Here is a 20,934-nt window from a genome sequence, read left to right as displayed (position 1 = left end):
CGTGCGCCCGGTCACGGGCGGGCTCGTGGTCGCGGCTCGCGGGTGCGGGTGAGCGCGGCCGCCTGTGCGGACGACCTCGGAGTCGGAGCCGGTGCCGGGCGCCGTCCGCCCGGCAGCCGAGCGTCACTCGTACTCGGCGAACAGCTCGTCGACGGCGGCCTGCCCGGCGAGTGCAGCGTCGTCGGCCACCTGCTCGGGGTCGAGGTCCGCGTCGGCATCCGGCGCGTTGAGGTAGACGTCCACCTCCAGCACACCGTCCTCGAACGTGACGGTCACGTCGAGGTCGGTGACGTTCGACTGCTTGAACCGGGAGAGAACGAACCCCTCGGCGGCCTCGGAGGCCGTGTTGACGACGGTCTCGTCGCTGGGGTCGGTAGCACTCGAGGAAGCGTCGGTCACTGTCGGGCGTTCAGTCGCCGCCGGCGCCCGGGCCGCCCGGTCCCATCGGGCCACCACCACCGCCGGGGCCGCCGGCGCCCTGGAGCATCTCTTGGAGCTCCTCCTGGAGCTCCTCGAACTGCTCCCGGACCCGCTCCTCCTGCTTCTCGAGGGTGTCGACGCGAATCTCCAGGGAGTCGACCTTCTCCTCGAGCTCCTCGTAGGCCTCGCTGTACTCGCTCTTGACGAGGAGTTCGCCCACCTCCCGGTAGATCTCCGTGTCCTCCTCGGCGTCGTCGAGCGCCTCGAGGGCGTTCTCGGACTCCCGGAGGGTGGTTTCGGCCTGCTGCTTCTGGGCCGCGACCTGCTGTGCGGTCTCTTGGAGGTCCTGTAGTTCCTCTAGCTTCTCCTGGGCCTCCGGCGGAAGGTTACCCTGCATACAACCGAGGTCGGGTTCGCCCGTGAAAAACCCCCGCTTTACAGGTCGAGTCCCGAGTGAAACTGCCCGTTCTCCATCTCGCCGGCTGTGGCGGCCGTCGGCCGGGCCGGTCCGGCAGGGGTCAGCCAAGCGCCGCTCGCCGCGTCCGGTCGGCCACGTCGACCAGCGAGCCCCAGGTGTTCAGCCCGGCCCGCAGTGCCGTCAGGTCGGCCGCCCGAACGGTGACGCGGACCGTGTCGGTCTCGCACGCCACGGCCGCGGTGCTCCGGTCGCCGTCGATACGGTCGAGGTCCTGACGGAGGCTGGTCGCGACCAGTGTGGCCGCTTCGGGGTCGTCGTACGGGAGTTCGAGAACGGCCTCGTGGGGGAACCGGTCGTCGTGTCGGTCGCCGGCGTCGTCGGTCGGCACGCGGTCAGTGGACGTCGATCTCCTTGATGTCGCGGCTCCGCTCCTTCAACAGGACGCGGTGGCCGCAGTACGGACAGCGGACGCCGCCGTACTCGTCGAGTTCGACATCGCGCTTGCAGCGGGAGCACTTGTAGCTCATACGTTACTCGCCGTTGGTGTCCTCGCCGCTGGACAGGGCCGCACGGATGGAGCGCTGGACGGTCCTGCCCGCGGGGGTCTGGGCGCGGTAGGCGCCGCCGGTGAACTTCTCGCCGGTCTCCTCGTCGACCCAGATACCGGTTCCGACGCGCTTGACGTCGTTGCCGTTCCGGGTGGAGTTGCGCATGTCGTCCTCGATCTCGGCGACACGCCGCCGGGAGACACGCCCGTAGCGGGCGCCGAAGCGGCCCGCACTGCCCGTCTTGCTCTTGGCCATAGTGTCAGCCAGTCCGCCCCTGCCCCTGATAAGCCCTGCGAGTTCCGGGGCGGCCATCGGGAGGGCTTTGTCCGCGGCGTCCGGAGCCGTCGCCGTGGCCTCCGGAGGGACGCCGAGATCCGAACGACTCCGACAGGCGATACCGACCACCGGGTCGGTCCCCGGCCGCGGGTTCCTCGGGCTGGGTGCGGCCGTCGGCGCGATGGGGTGGGGAGTGACGGCGGTACTGACCGTCCGGCCCGGAGTAGCGGGTCCGCTCGACCCCGCCCTCCTGGCCACCGTCGCCTGGGTGCCGCTCGTCGCCCTGATGATCGGTGTCGGGTTGCTGGCGACGCCGGACGCGGTCCGGTTCGCCCGCCCGTTCGGCTCGTGGGCCCCGGCGAACGGCCTGGCGTCCGTGGCGACGGTGGCGGCGTTATCCGGGTGGCTCCCCCCGCAGACGTACTGGGTGGCGTGGGCGCTCGCGGGCGCGACCGGCTACCTCGGCACCTGGCTGGCCGTCCGGCGGACCGGGCGCGATGGCCGCCTCTGGCTGGCGGCCGCGGCCTGCGAGACGGCCGTCCTCGTCGGCGGCGTGACCGTCGCCGGCGTCTGGCCCGTCCTGCTGCTCGGGACCGCCCACGTCGTCCCGTTGACCGTCGCGGCGAGCGGACTACAGCGCCGACTCGGCTCCGGTGCACCGCTGGTCCCCGTCATCGCGACGGGACTCGTGCTGGCGGTCGCGATGGGTGGTGCCTGAGTGACGCCCGAACTTTCGAGAAAATGCACACGATATACGGACAATACGAGATATTGGCGGTCGGTACGTGTAATATATGTCGTGGAGCTGTCTCAGACGAGATACGGGCGGACCCGTCGCCCCGCGCTCGCTGGCGGCCGGGGACGCGAGGAGTACCGTTTAACTGGTCCGGTATCCAACCGCTACCCGTGCTGACGCCGCTGCTCCTCGTCGGACTGCTCGTCGCGGTCTTCGTCGGCTTCAATATCGGCGGTTCGTCGACGGGGGTCGCCTTCGGTCCGGCCGTCGGGAGCGGGACGGTCACGAAACTCGCCGCGGCCGGCCTGATGACCGGGTTTGCGCTGCTCGGCGGCTACACCGTCGGGAAGAACGTCATCCGGACGATGGGCGGGGAGATCGTCCCGTCGTCGCAGTTCACGCTGGCGGCCTCGGTCGCTGTCCTCTTCTTCGTCGGGTTGGCGCTCCTGGTGTCGAACCTCTTCGGCGTGCCTGCCTCCACCTCGATGACCGCCGTCGGCGCCATCGCGGGGCTGGGGGTCGCCACCGACACCATCGTCTGGGAGGTGATGGGCCGCATCGTCTCCTGGTGGCTGGTCGCCCCCATCGCGGCGTTCTGGGTCTGTGCGGTCATCGGGCGCTACCTCTACCCCTATCTGGACGCGAAGCTCCCGCTGGGTTCGGCGGACGGCATCGTCGAGCGCCGACACGCCGGACCGGTCCCGTACCCGGCACCGGCGCCGGATGCCGAACTCCGGGACGTCGCCGGCGTCGTCCTCGTCGTCGGCATCGGCTGCTATATGGCGTTCTCCGCGGGGGCCTCGAACGTCGCTAACGCGGTCGCGCCGCTGGTCGGGAGCGGGGCCATCGACCCGAACCAGGGGGTGCTCCTCGCCGGCGGCGCCATCGGCATCGGCGCGTTCACCATCGCCCGGCGCACGCTCGACACCGTCGGGAACGACCTGACCGACCTGCCGCTGCTGGCCGCGCTCATCGTCGAGGTGGTGGCGGCGTCGCTCATCACCTTCCTGTCCGCCATCGGCATCCCGGCCTCGCTGGCGGTGTCGGCGACCATGTCCATCGTCGGGCTGGGCTGGGGTCGGGCGACCCGAACGACGACGCTCCCCGAGGCCGCCGGCGCAGCGATGGCTGGGGAGGAGCCCACCGCCGAGGCGCGGGTGGATGCGCTCGCGGCCGACGGCACGGGTCCTGGCGGCGCGCCCGGCGACGACCGCTCGGTCCGACCCATCGGCGAGGAGGACCCGGACGCGCTGGCCGCGACCGAACTGTTCGACCCCGCCACGACCGGCCGGGTCATCGTCCTCTGGATCCTCACTCCGAGTATCTCCGCGCTGGCCTCCTATCTCCTGTTCGAGTACGTCCCCGTGTTCTGAGGCGGCCACGCCTCCGTCGCGCCGGGATTTCCGGTTTAGGGGCGCCTAACAGTAGCTTTGAAGGTCGGGGAACCCGTATCATCCAGTGATGCCTACAGTAGAATACCTCAACTACGAGGTCGTCGAAGACAACGGCTGGGATATGTACGACGACCCCGTTTTCAGCGAGGCCGCGGACATGGACCTCGACGGCGAGGACTACGGCGAACTGGACGTGAACGAGGGCGAGTACATCCTCGAGGCCGCCGAGGCCCAGGGCTATGACTGGCCGTTCTCGTGCCGTGCCGGGGCGTGCGCGAACTGCGCCGCCATCGTCACGGAGGGCGAGATCGACATGGACATGCAACAGATCCTCTCGGACGAGGAGGTCGAGGACAAGAACGTCCGCTTGACCTGCATCGGCTCGCCGGCCGCCGAGACGGTACAGATCGTCTACAACGCGAAGCACCTGGACTACCTCCAGAACCGCGTCATCTAAGCCGCTCTCAGCCGTTTCTCCCGTTCATCACGGCCGGTAGCCGTGCCGCTCCCCTCGGTCGGAACCCCCGCGTTTTAGCCGGTTCGTCCCCTCTTGCACATATGGACTGGAGCGCCCTCTTCGACCGCGCAGCCGCCCACGAGACGGACGTCCGGGTCATCCGCGAGGCCCTGGCCGACCGCCGGGAGGCGGACACGTGAGCGCCCGCCCGAGCCCCGCGAGCGTCGTGGCCGACGCCGACGTGCTCGCCGCGGACCTGCTGTGTGGCGGCCCGGCCGACGCCGACCTCGGCAGCGGGGACGACCGCCTCGACGACGCTGCCGCGGCCCGCACGGCGCTCGATGCGCTCCGCGCGCACTCGTGGACGACGCTCGTCGCGACCGAGCCGCTGCTCGACGACGCCGCGGCCGTCGTCGCCGACCTCGCGGACCCCGACCTGGCCGCGGACTGGCGCGAGCGCGTCGCGCGGTGGGCCACCGTCGTCGAGGGGACGGCCGACGGACATCCCGCGCTCGTGGCCGCCCACGCCGGCCCCGCCGCGCACGTGCTCACGCTCGATCCGTCGCTGACGAGCGCCGGCGCGGGTGCCAGCCTCCGCGACCACCTCGACGCCTCCGTCCGCCATCCCCGCGCGTTCGTGCAGGTGTTCGACGCGCCCGCGCTGTGGGCCGCCGTCCACGACGCCGCTCCGGAGGACTACCCGGGGCCGGACCGCGACCCCCGCGCGTGACGTCCCGGGCTCAGCCCTCGTTCAGGCTGCGGGACAGCTTCCGCACGGTCGACCGCGGCAGCAGCGGCACCAGCCGGGTGAGCAGCTTCAGGTCCGTCCCCGTCACGACGACGGCCTCGCCGTCGTGGAGGCCCTCGTAGCCCGCGCGGGCGACGTCGTCGGCCGCCTGCCAGTTCGGGGCCAGCAGCCCCTCCGCTTCCGGGTTCCCTATGGGGGCGCCCTCGTTCCCCGCGCGCTCCTGGAACTCCGTCGCGACCGGCCCCGGACAGAGCGCGGTCACGGTGACGCCGTCCGACGCGAGCTCCTCGTGGAGCGCCTCGGAGAACGAGAGCAGGTACGCCTTGCTGGCGTAGTAGACGGCCATGAACGGCCCGGGCTGGAACGCCGCCGAGGAGGCGACGTTGAGGACCCGCCCGTCGCCCCGCTCGACCATATCCGCGCCGAACAGCTTCGTCAGGTGCGACGGCGTGGTGACGTTGAGCTCGATCTGCAGCAGGTCCCGGTCGAGGTCGACCTCGGTGTACTTGCCCTGCGTGCCGATGCCGACGTTGTTGACCAGCGTGTCCACCTCGATGTCCCGCTCCTCGACGACCGCCTCGTAGAGTGCCTCGCGGTCCCCGCGGCTGCCGAGGTCGGTCGGGACGACGTGGGCGGTGACGCCGTTGGCCTCGAACTCCTCGGCGGCCTCCCGGAGCTCCCCCTCGCGGCGTGCGACGAGGACGAGGTCGTACCCGTTCCGAGCGAACTCCCCGGCGAGCGCGCGGCCGATGCCGGCCGAGGCCCCCGTGACGAGCGCGGTTCCGTGTGGCATGTGCCCCGTTGCGTGTGGCCGGCGGTATAGTTCCGGCCCTTCGAGGTCGACGGTGGGTTCCTGCTCCGGTCCCTCGCGCTCTCACACCCCGACAGTGACGGGAGGCGTTGTCGGGGTCGTGGTCGCACCCATGTAGCGAGATTCTGTATAGGTGACATTCGAGCGGATTGCTGACCTGATACGACGGCTATCGCGCGGATAGCCGTCACCGTCCGCGATATCCGCTGATACGGGCTCCCTCAGCATCGCTCCTCACAGATGCGGTCGACGATACGGCCCGTCGACAGCAGTTCGTCCTCGAACCCCCGCTCCCGGCCGGTCGCCCGCCGGACGTCGCAGTCAAGCCCCCGCGCGTCCAGTGCCCCGCGGACGCCGTCCGCGTCGTGGTGCTGGTCGTGGCCCAGCAGGATGCAGTCGGGGCCGATGCGCTCGATGGGGATGAAGAAGTCATCCAAGTGGCCGAGATGGGCCTCCGTCACGGGGGCCAGCGCGTCGACCATCTCGCGGCGCTGCTCGTCGGAGAGCACGGGGGGCTGCTTGTGGGTCACGTTCTCCCGACGGGCGATGATGACGTGGACCTCGCGGCCGAGGGTGGCGGCCTCCCGGAGGTAGTGGAGGTGGCCGGGGTGGAGCACGTCGAAGGTGCCCTGCGCGACGACACGGTCGTACGACGGGGTGTCGTCCCGGTCCTCGGGGCCGCCGCTCACGCGCGGTCCCCCCTGAACCGGTCCTCGCGGTCGCCCGACTCCTCGCGCAACTCGGCGTCGATGTCGGCCTGTGTGAAGTCGAAGAACTCCTCCTGCTCGGGCAGTTCGACGTCGAACACCTCCAGGTCGCGGGGCTCGCCCTGGCGGTCGAACGCCTGCCAGTCGCGGCGCCCGTATGGGTAGCCGATGATGACGTGGACCTCCCCCTTGCCGAACGTCATGAGGTCGGCGTCGGACGGCTGGAGCACGCCGTTGGGATGGGAGTGGACGGAGCCGGCCGCTCGCGTGTCGTTCGGGACCATGTACTCCTGGACCGTCGCGCTGGTGGGGTTGGTCTCGGTCCCGGGGATGACCAGGACGTCGGTGATGACGGTGCCGTCCCGGTCGAGGCCGAGCCGCTGGGCGTCCTCGCCGCGCATGAAGCCCATATACTCGTTCGGGTGGGCGTCCTCGGACGCCTCCAAGGCGAACTCGAGGGCGGCCTCGGCGATGCCGATGACGCCGCTCGACCGGAACAGTCGCATACGACGAGATGGGGTCGGGCGGGGATTAGGCGTTTCGATGGGCCCGACCGGCCGCCCGTCCGAGTCGTGGCGGGCGCGGCGACGGGGTCAGACGAACTCGCCGAGCCCGGACTGCTCGGTGGTGTCCCGCTCGACGATGCCCGGATGGTCGTTCGACGGGTCGTTGACGGCCGTCCCGATCCTGTAGGCCTCCAGGTCGTCGTCGGGGTAGGGCCGGCACAGCGCCGCGCGCGCCTCGGGGCCGCCGTGGAGCCATGTCGCCTCCTCCCCGGGGCGCAGCAGCACCGGCATCCGGTCGTGGAGCTCGGCCATCAGGTCGTTCGGCTCGGTGGTCAGTATCGTCACGCTCCGGAGCGTCCGGTCGTCGCCGGTCCACTCGCGCCAGATACCCCCCAGCAGCATGAGGTCGTCCGGGCGGTGGACGCGATGGGGTTCCTTCCCGTGGGGGGTGGCCTGCCACTCGTAGAAGCCGGAGGAGGGGACCAGACACGGGCGCTCGGTCCAGGACTCGCGGAAGGCGGGCTTCTCCGCGACGGTTTCGGCGCGGGCGTTGATGAGGCCGTCCCCGGGGCCGTCGGCCCACTCCGGCAGCAGGCCCCAGTGCTGGCGCTCGACGGTTCCCGGGTCGGCGCCCGTCACCACCTCCATGGGCTCCTGCGGGGCGATGTTGTAGCGGGGGTCGTACGTCCCGGGGGCCGCGTGGGTGGCGTCCAGGCGAGCCTCCAGCTCCTCCAGCGTCGCGAACAGCGAGGTGCGACCGCACATACCCGGACCCAGGAGCGCCCGGATGGTGGGTCTGTCGGCGTCCGGGTCCCCGGTATCGCGGGGAGCGCGCCACTCGCCCGGCTCGCCGTCGGTCGCGGATGCGGCCCCCGAACCCTCCGTGGTGTCCGGCGACGGCCGGCGGTCGACGGGCACATGTGCGACGAGGTGTAGGCCGTCGTATGAGCTACTCGGAGCAGGTCGACGAGGTCATCGCGGAGTTACGTGCGGTCGCCACGGAGTACGACTGCGAGGTCGGTCGGACCGGGAGCTACGATGTCATCGTCGTGGGCGGGACCGGCGAGACCGTCCGCCCCATCCCGGAAGCGGTGTTCCAGCGGGCCCGGGAGCTGGAGCTCGAGGCCTCGGTCGTCGCGATCGACGACCCGACCGGGCGACCGGAGGTGGGGTTCGAGTTCGTCGAGCCGCCCGAGGCCCCCGACGCGTAGTCACGGGGCCGCCGGGCCACCCGCCAGAGTCATACTGCGGGCCGCGCAATCAAGAGCCATGGCAGCAGATAACGACGCGGTCACGCTCACCATCGACGGCCCGGACGGCACCGACGAGGTCACGCTCCCGACACAACTCGTCGAGATGCTCGCGGAGGACGGCGAGTCCGCCTCCGAGGTCGTCGGCGACCTGGCCATGTTCGGCTGCGCCCAGCGCATCCACGCCACCGTCCACCACGCGGAGGGTGGGGTCGACCCCGAACTGGAGTCCATCGAGGCGACGACGATGGACCTGTTCGAGGACCGCTTCGGCGCCACGTACGGCGAACTGACCGGCCACGACCACTGAGTCGACCGCGCTACGGCACGTCGTAGCGCAGCAGTACGCCGTCGTCCACCTGTTCGACACCCGCCAGCGACAGCGCCGGGAACCCCTCGACGAACCCCGCGCCGTCCGCCAGGGTCGGGGCGTCACGTCCGCCGACGACCATCGAGCCGACGTAGAGGGTGAGTCGGTCGACCAGTCCGGCGTCGAACAGCGAGAAGATGAGTTCGCCGCCCCCCTCGACCAGCAACCGCTCGACGCCGTGGTCCGCGAGGGCCGACAACCCCGCCTCGATGTCGACGCGGTCGGAGTCCGACGCGCCGCCGGTCCGGAGGACGGTCGCCCCCGCCCCGCTCAGTGCCCGCTCGCGTTCCGTGGACAGCGCGTCGGCGGCGAGCAGGTAGGTGGTCGGCCCGCCGTCGAGTATCGAGGCGTCCAGCGGCGTGCGACCCCGCGAGTCGACGACGACCCGGGCCGGCGGCGGCAGGTCGCCCCGCTCGGCCTCGCGGTGGCTCTCGTCGTGCCGGACCAGTGACGGGTCGTCCGCGAGAACGGTCCCGACGCCGACGGCGACGGCATCGACCTCGGCACGGAGGCGGTCGACGCGGGCGAAGTCCTCGTCGCCGGAGATGGCGACCTGCTCGCGCCGGTGGGTGGAGAGCTTCCCGTCGACGCTGGTCGCCGCGTTCACATGGACGTGCATACCGAACCTGCGGGCGCCGGCGAGAAGCGGGTTTCGGTGGCGTGTCAGACCCCGACGGCCAGCATGAGCTCGTCGACGTACTCGCCGTCGATGCGGTAGTGGTCCTCGCGGGTGGCCTCCAGTTCCCAGCCGTGCGCCCGGAGGAACTCGACGGCGTCCTCGTTCGTGGCGGGGATCGAGTTGTACACCCGCTCGTAGCCGTTGGCGGCGGCCCAGCCGACCCCGCGGACGAGGAGGTGGCTCCCGATGCCGAGCCCGCGATACCGATCCACGACGCCGACGGTCAGCTCGGCGGTATGGTCGAGCTTGTCCAGCTCGTTGCCCTTCACGCCGGTCCAGCCCACCACGTCACCCTCGACGGTGGCGACAAAGAACACCCGCGTCTCCACGTCGTTGTGCCGCAACAGCGTGTTCTCCGTCTCCACCACGTCGGCGACGGACTCGGCCTCGACGTACGACGCTGTCGCCGTGGTCTCGCGGATGGCGCCGGTCAAGCCGGAGAGGTCCTCCTGCCGGGCCGGCCGGATGCGGATCGTGGTCCCGTCGGCGATGTGCTCCTCGGCCGCGCCGGCCTCGAACGACAGCTGGAGTTCTCCGTCGGCCCGCTCGACGATGCCGTCGCGCTCCAGCATCGCGACGTGGTGGCCGAACATCTCCCGACTCATCCCCAGCCGGCGGCGGGCGTCCGCCTCCGAGACCCGCCCCTGTCGCTCGATGAGGTCGTAGATCTCCCGTCGCTCGCTGCGCTCGAACTCCGGCTCCGCTCCGAACTGCATGAACGATGATTACCAGTACGGCCACTTAGTGGTATGGTACCGCGGAGCACGATTCGTGGAGCGCCTACCCCGCGCGCCGCCGGGGGTCGTGACGGTTCGCGAGAAGGCCCGGTGCTTCGCCGTCCTCCGGCCGCCCCGGTCAGTCGGCGTCGTCGAAATCCGGCGAGGGGCCGATCCGGTTCTCCCGGCTGGGGTCGACGTCGATGGCGTCCACGGGGCAGACGTCGACGCAGAGCATGCAGTCGATGCAGGCGGACTCGTTGTTGGGGTCGGCCTTCCGCTCGCTCTCGGGGTGGCCCGGCGAGTCCACCCACTCGAACACGTCGACCGGGCAGTCCTCCAGGCAGGCGCCGTCCGCGAGACAGATGTCGAAATCGACCGCAACGTGGGTGCCGTGGATGCCGAGCTCCTCGGGCTCCTCGACGGGCCCCCAGACGTCGTGGCCCTCGTGCTCGGCCACGCGCTCGCGGGTCTCCTCGAAGTTCGGGTCGATGGCCATGTCGTCTCTCTCTTCTGGCGGCAGGGCCTTGAGTCGTGCGTCACGGACCGGTTCCGCTGTCGGGACCTGCGCGAGCGCGGGGCGGTGTGGAGACCCCCTGCCCCGCCGGAGTCACCACGCACGAACGCTCGGACCGGCTGGGGACTCCTGGCGGACCCCGATGGGGAGCGTTCCGCCGGAGAATCTCGATCGAGTGTATAACGCTCGGATGAATGCGGATATGGCGCAACTTGATTCGGAACAGCGGGGATTACTGGAACATCACAGTCCCTCCGCGTCGACCCGCGAGACGAGCGATCGGACCCCCAGCGCCACGCCGAGGCCGATGACCAGGTAGACGCCGACCAGTACGTACGAGAGCCGGCCGGGGGAGTCGATGGCCAACAGTGCGGCCGTGGTCGCGGGGTGTTCGGGGAGCAGTGCGGCGGCGGCGAACGCGCCCAGGATGCCGAGCGAGTAGAGCAGTTGCGCGCGCTGGCGCTCCCGGACCACCAGCCCGAGGCCGATGCCGACCGCGACGAGCGCGAGGGCCAACCCGACGGTGAGGGCCAGCAGCGCGCCGACGTTCGCGATCTCGATGCCGTTCAGCGTCAGGAGCACCATCCAGGCGGCCGCCTGGAGCGGGCCGAGCAGCACGGCGCCGAGGGCCTTCCCGTCGACGATGGCGGTCAGCGAGAGCGGTGCCACCTGCAGCAGCTCCAGCGTCCCGCGTTCGATCTCCTCGGTAACGACGTCCACCGCGACGGAGCCGGCGATGAACACGGGGAGGAAGAGCAACAGCGGCACCAGTACGGTGTAGGAGAAGCCGAAGTACGGGCTGGCGCCGACCTCGTCCGGGAGCGGGATGACGGGGTCGTCGAGATACTGCGAGCGGGCCTGGCGCTCCCCGCGCTCCAGCGATTCCAGGCCCTCGCGGAGCTGGGCGACGATGAGCGTGCCCCGGAAGCTCTCGGCGGGGGCCGTCGCGGTGATGCGGACGCGAGTGCCGCCGTCGTCGGTGTAGTGTTCGGCCCGGACGAGCGCGTCGACGCGGCCGGAGTCGAACGCCTGCGACGCCGCCTCCCGGCTGTCGAACCGGACGGTCGCGAGCCCGTCCTGGCCGGCGGTCGCGGCGACGAGCCCATCGCCCGCGTCGCCGGTCACGCCGACGGTGACCTGGCCCTGGACCGCCGACGGGTCGTACAGCGAGGTGAGGCCGACGACGAGGAAGGAGGAGAACGCGGCCACGAACAGCTGGATGGCCAGGGCGAGGACGATGGTCTTCTCCCGGGTCAGCGAGGTGAGGTCGCGCCGGGCGACGACGCCGCGGACGCGCACCGCCCAGCCCAGCCCCCGTTCGTCGCCGGCGGGCCCGCCGTCGGTCCGGAGAGGGCGACTCCCAGAGCTGAAGCCGTCGTCGCCGGTCGCCCGGCGGGGGCCGGACCCGTCGTCGCTCCCCGTCCGCCCGCGCCGCCCGCCGTCGGGACGGTCAGACAAGGAAGACCACCACCGAGAGGTTGTAGACGATGTGGACGAGGATGGCGGCCGTCAGCCCGAGGGCGTAACCGTCCCGGCTGCGGGTGGCGCCCAGCGCGGAGAGCGAGGTGGTGACGACGTGGAGCGCCAGCGGGGCGAGCAGCAGCACGCCGGCGACCAGCGGTCCGGCGGTGGCGCCGGTCTGGAAGGTGGCGCTCCCGGCGGGCACCTGTTCGGGGAGGCCGACGAGCTGGACTATGAGGGTCAGCTTCTCGGCGAGGAAGAAGCCGAGGCCGGCGAACGCGCCCGCGACCAGGGCGACCCGGACGGTCCGCTCGTAGCGGCCGTGGAGGAAGCCCGCGTAGACGGGAAGCGATTTCGCCAGCTCCTCGATGACCGCGACGGCGGTCAGCAGGAGGACCAGCGAGAGCCCACCGGGGAGCGCGAACAGGAGGGCTACGGCGAGCAGTTCGGCGACGAAGACGAAGGGGATGAGCGCCGCGACGACGAGCGTCAGGGAGCGGGTCCCGCCGATACGGGCCGCCAGCGCGTCCAGCGCCTTCAGGTGGACGGGTCGCTGGGTGAACATGTCCTCCTCGCGGTAGACGCCGGTGCCGAGCGCGAACAGGAGCAGCGCGGTGAGCGTCGTGGGCAGCAACGCGAAGGCCAGCCCGCCGGCGCCGACACCGGTGCCGGTCAGGTCCCGGACGACGAGGGTCAGCGGCGAGATGAGCGCGACGCTGCCCACGTCGGTGAAGATGGCGGGCACGAACGCGAACGTCATCAGTAGGACGCTGATGGCGACGGTGACGAAGGTGAGCTCCTTGAACGAGCGCGCGAACATGGCGCCGACGAAGGCGGCGCTCAGGAAGAGCAGCGCCAGGGCGGAGACCGCGACGACGGACAGGGCCCCACCCCCGACCGCGAGCGCGATGACGCCCGTCACCGCGGCGGCGCCCGCGAAGTAGGGCAGGGTCTTGCCCGCGACGATCTCGCGGGGAGCGACGGGCGAGACGAGCAGCAGCTCGCCGCGGCGGTTCAGCCGCTCGCCGAGGACGGACGAGCCGTACGCCTGGATGACGAAATTCAGCGGGATGACGAAGACGAAGGCGAGGACGAGCGAGCCGAAGGGGAACGGTGGCGCCAGGTCCGACGGCGACCCGCCGCTGGTGCCGCCGCCGAAGACCCCGCCCGTCAGCCCCGGAACGCCGAACTGGCCGCCACCACCGCCCGAGGGCACGCCCGGGCCGTCACCGTCGTCGGTGGCCGTCGCTCCGCCGCCGCCGTCGGAGCCACCATCGCCGCCGTCACCGCCCCCGCCACCGTCGGCACCACCGTCCGTGCCGCCGTCGCCGCCGACGGTCCCGGTGCCCCGCTCGGCGTACTCCAGGGAGACGGGAAAGACGGGGTAGGCGGCCGACGCGTTGCTCTCGTTCCGCAGCCGCGCGTCGTTGAACCTCTGGACCGTCGTCCGGAGTTCGGCCACCGCGGCCCGGCCCTTCTCCGAGTCGGCCGCAACGAGCCGGTCGTCGGCGATGAGTACCTCCGCCTCGCCGGCCGCGACCAGCCCCGGCTCGGGGTCGACGACCCGGAACGTCGGGTCGCTCGCCACGGCGGGGTGGTAGACGTTGTCCTCGGCGACGCCGACCCGGTAGATGCCGTCCTCGAGCGCGAAGCCGCCGCCGGCGACGACAGGCGCCAGCGCGACCGCGAACAGGAGCCCGACGACTGCGACGGCGACGGTCCGGCGGTCGATACCGCCGGCGTTCTTGGTGACCTCCCAGCGCGCGATGCGGAGGACCTTCCGCGGCCTCACTCGTCGGCCCCCGGCGGCTCGGCCCGGGCGGCGTCACCGGCGCCCGCGTCCCCCTCCTCGGCCCGGCGGGCGACGGCCCGCTCGGCGTCGCTCTCGCCCTCCGCGAGGTCGAGGAAGACCCGCTCCAGCGACGGGTCCTCCGTACGGATGTCGACGAGGCGGCCGCCGGCGGCCTCGGCCGCCTCGCGGGTCGCCTCCACCGCGTCCATCGACTCGACGGTCCGTTCGTGACGGTCCCGACCCTCGACCGGCTCGGACCCCTCGACCGGGACGGAGGTGTAGACGTGGTACGCGGTGCGGCCGTACCGCTCGCGGAGCTCGGCGACGCTCCCGCGGGCGACGATGCGGCCCTCGTTCATGATGGCGATGCGGTCGCAGATCGATTCGACGTGGTAGAGGTTGTGCGCGGAGAAGACGACCGTCTTCCCGTCGTCGGCCAGCTCCCGGGTGAAGTCGATGATGTAGTTGGTCGTCAGCGGGTCGAGCCCGGACGCGGGCTCGTCGTACACCAGCACGTCGGGGTCGTTGACCAGCGAGCGGGCGATGGCGACCTTCCGCTTCATCCCCTTGGACATGTCGCCGAGCGGGCGCTCCCGGTACTCCAGGTCGAGCCGGTCCAGGGTGTCGTGAATGCGGGTTTCGGCCACCGCGCGGTCGACATCGTAGAGGTCCGCGAAGAAGTGGAGGTACGACAGCGGCGTCATCTCCTCGTACAGGGGGGACTCCTCGGGCAGGAACCCCAGTCGCTGGCGCATCCGCGGGTCCGAGGCGTCGAAGCCGGCGACCTCCGCGTGGCCGTCGGTCGGCTCCAGCAGCCCGGCCAGCGTCTTCAGCGTGGTCGTCTTGCCGGCGCCGTTCGGACCGATGACCCCGAACACCTCCCCTTCGTCGACGGAGAACGTCGACCCCTCGACGGCGACGAATCCGCCGTATTCCTTGCGCAGGTCCCGGACCTCGATCATTCGTCGGACGGAGGTGCGGCCGAGATTTAAGTCCGAGCCCCAGTCCCGCAGCGCGATTCGTCCGCGACCGCCACCAGCGAGGGTCGGAGAAACGCCTATGTCCACGGGCCGTCGGATTCAGGATATGGTCGCCGAGACAACCCGTGAGGGCGAGACGTGGTACGAGTGCGAGGCCTGTGGCCTCCTGTTCGACGACCGGGACGACGCGGCGGCACACGAGGAGCGTTGCGACGCCGAAGAGCCCGCCTACATCCAGTAGCGCGCCCCGGGGGTGGCGGGGCCACCGGTCGAAACCGCTTTGCCGCGCCACGCGGACCACGGGACATGGCCCGGGTCTGTCTGCTGGGCGAGGACGACATCGATCTCCGGTACGAGCTGCTGTCGCGGGAGACCGCCCGCGAGGCGCTCGCCACCTACGACCTCCGGCAGCCGTACCACAACGCCGTGGCGCTGGAGACCGTCTCGCTCGGCGCCGCGGTCGCCCTCCTGAACGACCTGAACTGGTACCTCGTCCGCTTCGTCGACGAGGCGCTCGTCCGCGAACCGTCGGTCAGCGGGGACGAGTGGCTCTCCCGGGACCTGGCGACCGCCCTCCGTGACGACGCGGTCACGCCCGCGGCGTCCGGGCGCTTCTGCAAGGTGTACGGCGTCGCGACAGCGGGCGAAGGGACGGGGACGGACAGCCAGGCGCCCGACGGGGCGGCCGACGACGGCGATGGCGTCGACACGACCCGACGCGGCCCGGCCCGTCGGCTGGTCGACCCGATGTTCGTCACCCGGACCGGACCCGAGCTGCCGACGTACGACCTCCGGGACGTGGACGGGACGGTCGTCGTCAGGGTGACGGAGACTGAATTCGGCGCTTGACCCTTCGCCCGGTTGAAGTCCCGTCCCGGGCAACTACCGGCCGATGACGACACCCTCCACGGTCGACGGGACGGACGACCGCGGCGGCTCGCTGACTGCCGCGTTCGCTGCCGGCGTCGCCGTCACCGCCCGACGGCCCCTGCTCGCCCTCGTGCCGCTGCTCGCCGGGCTCACCTCGACCGGCCAGTTCGAGCGCGCCGCCCGGGCCGACACCGCCTTCCAGGTCAACTTCGGGCTCCCGGCGCCGGTGGCCGGGCTCTGGACGTTCCTCAACGCACCGTCGCGGGACGGACTGACGGCGTTCGGGACCCCGCTCGGGACCGTCCGCGACCAGCCGGAGCTGCTGGCCACCGCCGTCCTCGTCGCGGTCGTCGGCCTCCTGCTGGTCGGCCTCCTGACGGCGGTCTATCTGGGGGCCATCGACGACGTCCTCGCGGGTCGGGGGACCGACCACCGCGACAACCTCCGCCGTCACGCGCCGGTGACGCTCGCGTTCGCCGCGCTCGAACTGCTCGGCATCGTGGCCGTCGCCTTCGGCGTGCTCGGTGCCGGCCGGCCGCGCGCCCCGGTGCTCCTCGTCCCCGTCTTCCTCGGCGCGCTGGTCGCGCTCTACCTGCTGACGCCGGGAGTCTACGTCGGCGTCGCGGCGGACCTGGCCCCGCTCGCGGCCTTCCGTCACGGCCTCGACATCGCCCTGACGGGTGCCTACCTCCTGTTCGCGCTGGCCCACGCCGCCGTCGTCGCGGCGGTGTCGGTCCCGCTCTCCGCGCTGGCGTTCTCGGCCGGCCTCCCCAGCCTGCTCCTCGGGGCCCTCGCTGCGGCGCCCGCCGGCCTCGCGCTCAACGCCGCCACGATGGCCCTGGTCCGGCGCCAGACCGGTCGCGAGAACACCGGCCTCCGGGAGCCGACGCGGGGACCCGAGTCCGTGGACGGGTCGGCGGGCCCGGAGTAGTCGACTACGGCCGACGGTTCCGTTCGAAACTGGTTACAATCGGGGAGTCGGTCTCAGAACCGATGGAATACGTCTATAACCGATACAACGCGGAGTCCCGGCGAAAACCGCCGGGCGATTCAGGCCTCACATAACAAGGCTTGGGGACCGGGGCGGAAGTGGAACCGGGGACGGCGGTCGGTTCGTCGGGACGGTCAGTAGTCCCGTTCCACGAGGTAGTCCGCGATGGCGGCAAGCAGGGCCTTCGGTTCCCCGTCGGGGAGGGGGTCGAGGTTGGCTTTCCCCGAGGCGACGAGGTCCTGGGCCGTCTCGCGGGCGAAATCGATCGAGCCGGCGTCGTGCAGCGTGGCGACGGCCTCGTCGACCTGCGCCTCGGTGACCTCGTCGACGTCGTCGGGGAGCAGGGACCCCACGTCGATACCCTGCTCGCGTGCGTGGAGCGTGACGAGCGTCCGCTTCCCCTCGACGAGATCCGAGCCCCGCTGCTTGCCGAGCCGTTCGGAGGGCGTCGTCAGGTCCAGCAGGTCGTCCTGGATCTGGAACGCGCGGCCGACGTCGAGGCCGTAGCCGGCCAGCGAGTCGACGACCCCCTCCTCGGCCCCGAGCAGGACCGCGGGGATGGCCGCCGCGGCGGCGTAGAGGACGGCGGTCTTCAGCTCCACCATCTCGAGGTACTCATCGCTGTCGATCTCCGCGCGCCCCTCGAACTCCACGTCGAACGCCTGACCCTCGCAGATCTCCGTACAGGTCGTGGCCAGCCGGTCGAGCGCCCGGACCGAGCGCTCCGGCGGCGCGCCCGTCTCCAGCATGTACTCGAAAGCCTTCGAGTAGAGCGTGTCCCCGGCCAGGATGGCGGTCTCGAGGTCGAACTCCTGGTGGACCGCCGGCACCCCGCGTCGGAGGTCGTCGTCGTCCATGATGTCGTCGTGGATGAGCGTGAACGACTGGATGACCTCGATGGAGACGGCGGCGCTCATGACATCGATCTCGCCGTCCGCGCAGTCGGGGAACGCGCGGTAGTCCTCGGCGAGCGCGTCCACGCCGGTGACGGCCTCGGCGACGAGCAACAGCATCGTGGGGCGCAGCCGCTTCCCGCCGGCGTCGAGGAGGTAGCGGGACGCCTCGTACAGCCGCTCGGGCTCCGTCACTGGGAGCTGCGTGGCGATGGCGTCGTTGACGAGCTCCCGACGGTCGCCGATGGCCCGGTCGACATCCACGTCGCGACGGTCCGGGTCGGTCATGATGGTGGCTCATTGCCGACGCCCAAAAGCCCCGCGGGTCCCGGCACGTCCCTCACAGCGGACCGGGGGCGAACGTGTAGACGGCGAGGAAGCGGGTCAGCGGGCCCAGCCCCGCCAGTAGCGGCGCGAACGGGACCGTCCCACCGGCGGCTCGGCCGGCGACGGTGGTTGTCACGTACGCCAGCGTCGCGACGAACCCGACGACCGACACGACGCTGCCGGGGGGCCGGCTTGGTGGCGCCACGCGGATGGGGCGGTGTGTTCATCTGTTACATCCAGTCCCCGAGGGGAACGACCGCGGAATCACTGGTGGTGGATATCTGACGGCTGCGACCGGATGACGAACGGATAGGTGCGGGGACGCAGCCCGTGCTCGCGGGAGCTAGAAACAGCCGGTTCCCGACGAAGCGGGGAACCACTCCCAGGCTACATACCGCGCAAGCAGGGCGGGGCTCCGTCCCTCTCGCAGTCGGGTGTGACCCGACGACGAGGTGGGCGCAGGCTCACCAGCGTGAGGGCGTGAACCGCGCGCGTGCCGGGGTTTTCGGACTTTTCGCGGCGAGCGGGTTGCCGGCGCGAGAAACCCCGAGGGGGAACACCCTCAGGTGAGCTGAATCGTGTTCCCGTTGGACGTGACGTGGAGGTCACGGCCGAGCTTGTAGCCCTTGGACTTGCAGAGGTCCGCGTACGGCGCGAACCCCTTCATGTTCTGGTGGGCCGGGATGACGTTCTGTGGCTCCAAGGCGTCCAGCATCGCGTAGTGGCCCTCCTCGCGGAGGTGGCCCGAGACGTGGATGTCGTCGTAGATGCGTGCGCCCTGCATCCGGAGGAGCTGTTCGGACTGGTAGCGCTGGCCCTCGTTGGTCGGCTCCGGGATGACCCGGGCGCTGAAGATGACCTTGTCGCCGTCGTCCAGCTCGTAGGGCGTCTCGCCGCGGCCCATCCGGGTGAGCATCGCGCGGGGCTCGCCCTGGTGGCCGGTGACGACGGGCAGGTAGTTCTCCTTGCCCTCGTTCATGATCCGCTTGAACGTGCGGTCCACGCTGTTACGGTGGCCGTACATGCCGACGTCGTCGAGGAAGTCGACGAAACCGAGCCGTTCGGCGGTGCCGGAGTACTTCTCCATCGACCGGCCCAGCAGAACCGGCTGCCGCCCGATCTCGCGGGCGAACTCGACGAGACTCTTGACCCGGGCGACGTGACTGGAGAAGGTGGTGGCGACGATGCCGCCGTCGTAATCCTCCATCGATGCCATCGCGTCCTTCAGGTGGCGCCGCGCCACCGACTCCGAGGGCGTGCGACCCTTCCTGCCCGCGTTGGTGCAGTCCTCGATGTAGCAGAGGACCCCGTTGCCCTCGCGGCCGATCTCGCGGAACCGATCCATGTCGATGGGGTCGCCGATGACCGGCGTGTGGTCCATCCGCTTGTCCAGCCCGTAGACGACCGCGCCCTCGGGCGTGTGGACGACCGGGTTGATGGCGTCGATGATGGAGTGGGTGACGTTGACGAACTCCAGATCGACGTTGCCGCTGTCGCCGATGGACATCGTCTCGCCGGCCTCCATCTTGACGAGATCGTTCTTGACGCCGAACTTCTCCTCGCTCTGGATCTGCTGCTTGACCAGCTCGATGGTGAACGGCGTCGCCACGATGGGCGCGTCGTACCGATGGGCGAGCTTTGAGATGGCGCCGATGTGGTCGAGGTGGCCGTGCGTGGGCACGATGGCCTGCACGTCGCCCTCGATGTCGCTCATGACCCGGTCGTCCGGGATGGCCCCCATGTCGATGAGGTCCAGGCTATGCATCCGCTCGGTCTCGACGTTGTCGTGAATGAGGACCTTCGACAGGTTCAGACCCATGTCGAAGACGACGACGTCGTCGCCGGCCCGCACGGCAGTCATCTGCCGGCCGACCGCCTCGTACCCGCCGATTGTCGCGATTTCAACTTCCATTGTTCTATGCCGAGTGGCCGCCCCGGGCGGCGGGAGGGACCGGCGAGGCCGCGCCGCTGCGCGGTCGACGACGGGCGGGTGCCCCCGGCCAGGGGACCCGAACGCGGGTCCAGTGGCCGGTCCAGCGGCTCCGAGTGGAGCCGTGGTCGGGCCGTACCGACCGTCGGCGAGTCGGCGGGCGGGCCCGGTCGGCCCCATGTGGAGCCATCCCGGGCCGGTCCCGCCGACGCTGCCGGTCGCCCCCCGCTCGCGTTCCCGGGGCGACCGATGCTCGGTTACCCAACAGTTAGGCAGGTGGGATTAAAAACTCGGGGTTTCGAACCCTCACCGCGGCGATCGGCGCCCCTCGACGGGAGTGCGGCCGTAACCGCCCTCAGTCGGCCGTCTCGTCCGTCTCCGCCCCCTCGGTCGCGGGCGCACCCGTCCCCGCGTCGTCCCCACGACCGGCCAGCGTCAGTCCGAGGACGCCCGTAACGACGAGCGCGACCGAGTGGAGCCTGACCGCCCGGACGTACCACCCGCGCGGCGACAGTTCGTCGGCGTTCTCGTAGGCGGGCCCGAGCGCGAACCGGGCGCCGGTCCTGATGGTCCGTTCCGGGAGTAACGCGCCCGGCAGCCCGGCGACGAGCGAGAGCAGTGAGAGCAACATCATACGCCTTAGGCGCCCGCCGGGCAAGAGCGGTTCGGCAGCGCGCCGCCGACACCCTTAGGCCCGCGCCGGGCCCGACGCATCGTATGCCCGCCGACCTCGCCGAGAAGACCGAGCGGTACGAACGACTGCTGGCCGAGGCGCTCGCCGCCGCAGAGGCCGTCCCCCCGACGGAGACGCCGCTCGCGGCCGCCGCCGCCGAGTACGAGGAGATGGCCCGCTCGTATCTAGAGGACGGCCGCCACTTCCGCGACGACGACGACCCGGTCAACGCGCTGGCGGCGTTCTCGTACGGGCACGCCTGGCTCGACGCCGGCGCCCGAATCGGCCTGTTCGAGGTCCCCGACGAGGGGGACCTGTTCACGGTCTGACCTGCCCGCGCTACGCCGGCGAGGGCCCGCCGCGTCGGACCTCTCGGGGGAGGAACCGGCAATCGGGCCATCAAATTGGGGGAGAGTATGGGCCAACCGGGGCGACAAGCCGGAATATCGCTTTATGTGGGGTCT

Annotated in this window: 29 protein-coding genes; 10 read left to right on the top strand and 19 right to left on the bottom strand. The window is 71.1% G+C overall.

Annotated features, from left to right (window positions below):
* Positions 1-123 precede the first annotated feature (123 nt).
* From DP107_RS01410 to DP107_RS01390, 5 genes are all read right to left on the bottom strand, one after another.
* Complete coding sequence (locus tag DP107_RS01410) at positions 124-399, bottom strand: DUF3194 domain-containing protein (protein WP_144260344.1); 276 nt, start codon at positions 397-399, stop codon at positions 124-126.
* 10 nt (positions 400-409) lie between these two features.
* Positions 410-817 (bottom strand): prefoldin subunit beta, encoded by a 408-nt coding sequence (locus DP107_RS01405; RefSeq protein WP_144260343.1) that lies wholly within the window; start codon positions 815-817, stop codon positions 410-412.
* A gap of 121 nt (positions 818-938) precedes the next feature.
* Positions 939-1,226 carry a KEOPS complex subunit Pcc1 gene (locus DP107_RS01400; RefSeq protein ID WP_144260342.1) on the bottom strand — a complete coding sequence of 96 codons (288 nt, stop codon included), beginning with the start codon at positions 1,224-1,226 and terminating at the stop codon, positions 939-941.
* Between the two features lie 4 nt (positions 1,227-1,230).
* Positions 1,231-1,365 (bottom strand): DNA-directed RNA polymerase subunit P, encoded by a 135-nt coding sequence (locus tag DP107_RS01395; protein ID WP_144260341.1) that lies wholly within the window; start codon positions 1,363-1,365, stop codon positions 1,231-1,233.
* Between the two features lie 3 nt (positions 1,366-1,368).
* On the bottom strand, positions 1,369-1,641 hold the full coding sequence (locus DP107_RS01390) for an eL43 family ribosomal protein (RefSeq protein ID WP_144260340.1): 273 nt from the start codon (positions 1,639-1,641) through the stop codon (positions 1,369-1,371).
* Positions 1,642-1,735: 94 nt separating this feature from the next.
* Here DP107_RS01390 and DP107_RS01385 point away from each other — a divergent pair, with 94 nt between their 5' ends.
* The 4 genes from DP107_RS01385 to DP107_RS01370 all read left to right on the top strand — a co-directional run bounded on the left by DP107_RS01385 (position 1,736) and on the right by DP107_RS01370 (position 4,979).
* Complete coding sequence (locus DP107_RS01385) at positions 1,736-2,380, top strand: hypothetical protein (RefSeq protein ID WP_144260339.1); 645 nt, start codon at positions 1,736-1,738, stop codon at positions 2,378-2,380.
* Between the two features lie 188 nt (positions 2,381-2,568).
* Positions 2,569-3,771 (top strand): inorganic phosphate transporter, encoded by a 1,203-nt coding sequence (locus DP107_RS01380; RefSeq protein ID WP_144260338.1) that lies wholly within the window; start codon positions 2,569-2,571, stop codon positions 3,769-3,771.
* Positions 3,772-3,859: 88 nt separating this feature from the next.
* A complete protein-coding gene (gene fer / locus DP107_RS01375) occupies positions 3,860-4,249 on the top strand; it encodes a ferredoxin Fer (protein ID WP_144260337.1) in 390 nt (129 codons plus the stop codon).
* Between the two features lie 196 nt (positions 4,250-4,445).
* A complete protein-coding gene (locus tag DP107_RS01370; RefSeq protein ID WP_144260336.1) occupies positions 4,446-4,979 on the top strand; it encodes a DUF7384 family protein in 534 nt (177 codons plus the stop codon).
* A gap of 10 nt (positions 4,980-4,989) precedes the next feature.
* Here the strand turns inward: DP107_RS01370 and DP107_RS01365 are convergent, their stop codons facing one another.
* The 4 genes from DP107_RS01365 to DP107_RS01350 all read right to left on the bottom strand — a co-directional run bounded on the left by DP107_RS01365 (position 4,990) and on the right by DP107_RS01350 (position 7,786).
* Complete coding sequence (locus DP107_RS01365) at positions 4,990-5,790, bottom strand: SDR family NAD(P)-dependent oxidoreductase (RefSeq protein ID WP_144260335.1); 801 nt, start codon at positions 5,788-5,790, stop codon at positions 4,990-4,992.
* Positions 5,791-6,029: 239 nt separating this feature from the next.
* Positions 6,030-6,497, bottom strand: coding sequence for an adenylyltransferase/cytidyltransferase family protein (locus DP107_RS01360; protein WP_144260334.1), 468 nt, complete (start codon positions 6,495-6,497; stop codon positions 6,030-6,032).
* Positions 6,494-7,021 carry a Mov34/MPN/PAD-1 family protein gene (locus tag DP107_RS01355; protein ID WP_144260333.1) on the bottom strand — a complete coding sequence of 176 codons (528 nt, stop codon included), beginning with the start codon at positions 7,019-7,021 and terminating at the stop codon, positions 6,494-6,496. Before DP107_RS01355 ends, DP107_RS01360 begins: the two co-directional genes overlap by 4 nt.
* An 87-nt stretch (positions 7,022-7,108) precedes the next feature.
* Positions 7,109-7,786 carry an SOS response-associated peptidase gene (locus tag DP107_RS01350; RefSeq protein ID WP_144260781.1) on the bottom strand — a complete coding sequence of 226 codons (678 nt, stop codon included), beginning with the start codon at positions 7,784-7,786 and terminating at the stop codon, positions 7,109-7,111.
* Positions 7,787-7,965: 179 nt separating this feature from the next.
* Between DP107_RS01350 and DP107_RS01345 the strand changes: the two genes are divergently transcribed.
* Both DP107_RS01345 and DP107_RS01340 read left to right on the top strand, forming a co-directional pair.
* Positions 7,966-8,232 carry a hypothetical protein gene (locus DP107_RS01345; protein ID WP_144260332.1) on the top strand — a complete coding sequence of 89 codons (267 nt, stop codon included), beginning with the start codon at positions 7,966-7,968 and terminating at the stop codon, positions 8,230-8,232.
* 58 nt (positions 8,233-8,290) lie between these two features.
* The gene (locus tag DP107_RS01340) at positions 8,291-8,581 is read left to right on the top strand and encodes a DUF7545 family protein (RefSeq protein WP_144260331.1); all 291 of its coding nucleotides are present in this window, start codon (positions 8,291-8,293) and stop codon (positions 8,579-8,581) included.
* Positions 8,582-8,591: 10 nt separating this feature from the next.
* Here the strand turns inward: DP107_RS01340 and DP107_RS01335 are convergent, their stop codons facing one another.
* From DP107_RS01335 to DP107_RS01310, 6 genes are all read right to left on the bottom strand, one after another.
* Complete coding sequence (locus DP107_RS01335) at positions 8,592-9,260, bottom strand: 2,5-diamino-6-(ribosylamino)-4(3H)-pyrimidinone 5'-phosphate reductase (protein WP_144260330.1); 669 nt, start codon at positions 9,258-9,260, stop codon at positions 8,592-8,594.
* Positions 9,261-9,304: 44 nt separating this feature from the next.
* The gene (locus DP107_RS01330; RefSeq protein WP_144260329.1) at positions 9,305-10,036 is read right to left on the bottom strand and encodes a GNAT family N-acetyltransferase; all 732 of its coding nucleotides are present in this window, start codon (positions 10,034-10,036) and stop codon (positions 9,305-9,307) included.
* A 139-nt stretch (positions 10,037-10,175) separates the two neighbouring features.
* Positions 10,176-10,535, bottom strand: a complete 360-nt coding sequence (locus tag DP107_RS01325) for a 4Fe-4S dicluster domain-containing protein (protein WP_144260328.1) — start codon at positions 10,533-10,535, stop codon at positions 10,176-10,178.
* Between the two features lie 261 nt (positions 10,536-10,796).
* Entirely contained in the window at positions 10,797-11,864 is a 1,068-nt protein-coding gene (locus tag DP107_RS01320) for an ABC transporter permease (protein ID WP_144260780.1), read from the bottom strand.
* 139 nt (positions 11,865-12,003) lie between these two features.
* Positions 12,004-13,806 carry a PrsW family glutamic-type intramembrane protease gene (locus DP107_RS01315; RefSeq protein WP_144260327.1) on the bottom strand — a complete coding sequence of 601 codons (1,803 nt, stop codon included), beginning with the start codon at positions 13,804-13,806 and terminating at the stop codon, positions 12,004-12,006.
* The gene (locus DP107_RS01310; RefSeq protein WP_144260326.1) at positions 13,803-14,768 is read right to left on the bottom strand and encodes an ABC transporter ATP-binding protein; all 966 of its coding nucleotides are present in this window, start codon (positions 14,766-14,768) and stop codon (positions 13,803-13,805) included. The genes DP107_RS01315 and DP107_RS01310 overlap by 4 nt, the downstream gene beginning before the upstream one ends.
* A gap of 124 nt (positions 14,769-14,892) precedes the next feature.
* On the opposite strand from DP107_RS01310, the gene DP107_RS21030 reads away from it, so the two are divergent.
* The 3 genes from DP107_RS21030 to DP107_RS01300 all read left to right on the top strand — a co-directional run bounded on the left by DP107_RS21030 (position 14,893) and on the right by DP107_RS01300 (position 16,587).
* Positions 14,893-15,027, top strand: coding sequence for a DUF7128 family protein (locus tag DP107_RS21030; protein ID WP_272949811.1), 135 nt, complete (start codon positions 14,893-14,895; stop codon positions 15,025-15,027).
* Between the two features lie 65 nt (positions 15,028-15,092).
* Positions 15,093-15,635, top strand: coding sequence for a DUF5804 family protein (locus DP107_RS01305; RefSeq protein ID WP_144260325.1), 543 nt, complete (start codon positions 15,093-15,095; stop codon positions 15,633-15,635).
* A 43-nt stretch (positions 15,636-15,678) separates the two neighbouring features.
* Entirely contained in the window at positions 15,679-16,587 is a 909-nt protein-coding gene (locus DP107_RS01300) for a hypothetical protein (protein ID WP_144260324.1), read from the top strand.
* 194 nt (positions 16,588-16,781) lie between these two features.
* On the opposite strand, the gene idsA3 is transcribed toward DP107_RS01300, so the two are convergent.
* The 4 genes from idsA3 to DP107_RS01280 all read right to left on the bottom strand — a co-directional run bounded on the left by idsA3 (position 16,782) and on the right by DP107_RS01280 (position 20,428).
* Positions 16,782-17,828, bottom strand: a complete 1,047-nt coding sequence (gene idsA3 / locus DP107_RS01295; RefSeq protein ID WP_144260323.1) for a geranylfarnesyl diphosphate synthase — start codon at positions 17,826-17,828, stop codon at positions 16,782-16,784.
* A gap of 52 nt (positions 17,829-17,880) precedes the next feature.
* Positions 17,881-18,072 carry a hypothetical protein gene (locus DP107_RS01290; RefSeq protein WP_144260322.1) on the bottom strand — a complete coding sequence of 64 codons (192 nt, stop codon included), beginning with the start codon at positions 18,070-18,072 and terminating at the stop codon, positions 17,881-17,883.
* Positions 18,073-18,429: 357 nt separating this feature from the next.
* Positions 18,430-19,779, bottom strand: a complete 1,350-nt coding sequence (locus tag DP107_RS01285; protein WP_144260321.1) for a ribonuclease J — start codon at positions 19,777-19,779, stop codon at positions 18,430-18,432.
* Positions 19,780-20,152: 373 nt separating this feature from the next.
* Complete coding sequence (locus DP107_RS01280; RefSeq protein WP_144260320.1) at positions 20,153-20,428, bottom strand: hypothetical protein; 276 nt, start codon at positions 20,426-20,428, stop codon at positions 20,153-20,155.
* Between the two features lie 86 nt (positions 20,429-20,514).
* Between DP107_RS01280 and DP107_RS01275 the strand changes: the two genes are divergently transcribed.
* Entirely contained in the window at positions 20,515-20,799 is a 285-nt protein-coding gene (locus tag DP107_RS01275) for a DUF357 domain-containing protein (RefSeq protein WP_144260319.1), read from the top strand.
* The last annotated feature ends 135 nt before the right edge of the window (positions 20,800-20,934 follow it).

It is taken from the genome of Haloglomus irregulare (genome assembly GCF_007421925.1).
Taxonomy (GTDB): domain Archaea; phylum Halobacteriota; class Halobacteria; order Halobacteriales; family Haloarculaceae; genus Haloglomus; species Haloglomus irregulare.
The sequence above is the reverse complement of the archived record's forward strand: the minus strand, read 5'-3'. Positions and strand labels throughout refer to the sequence as shown.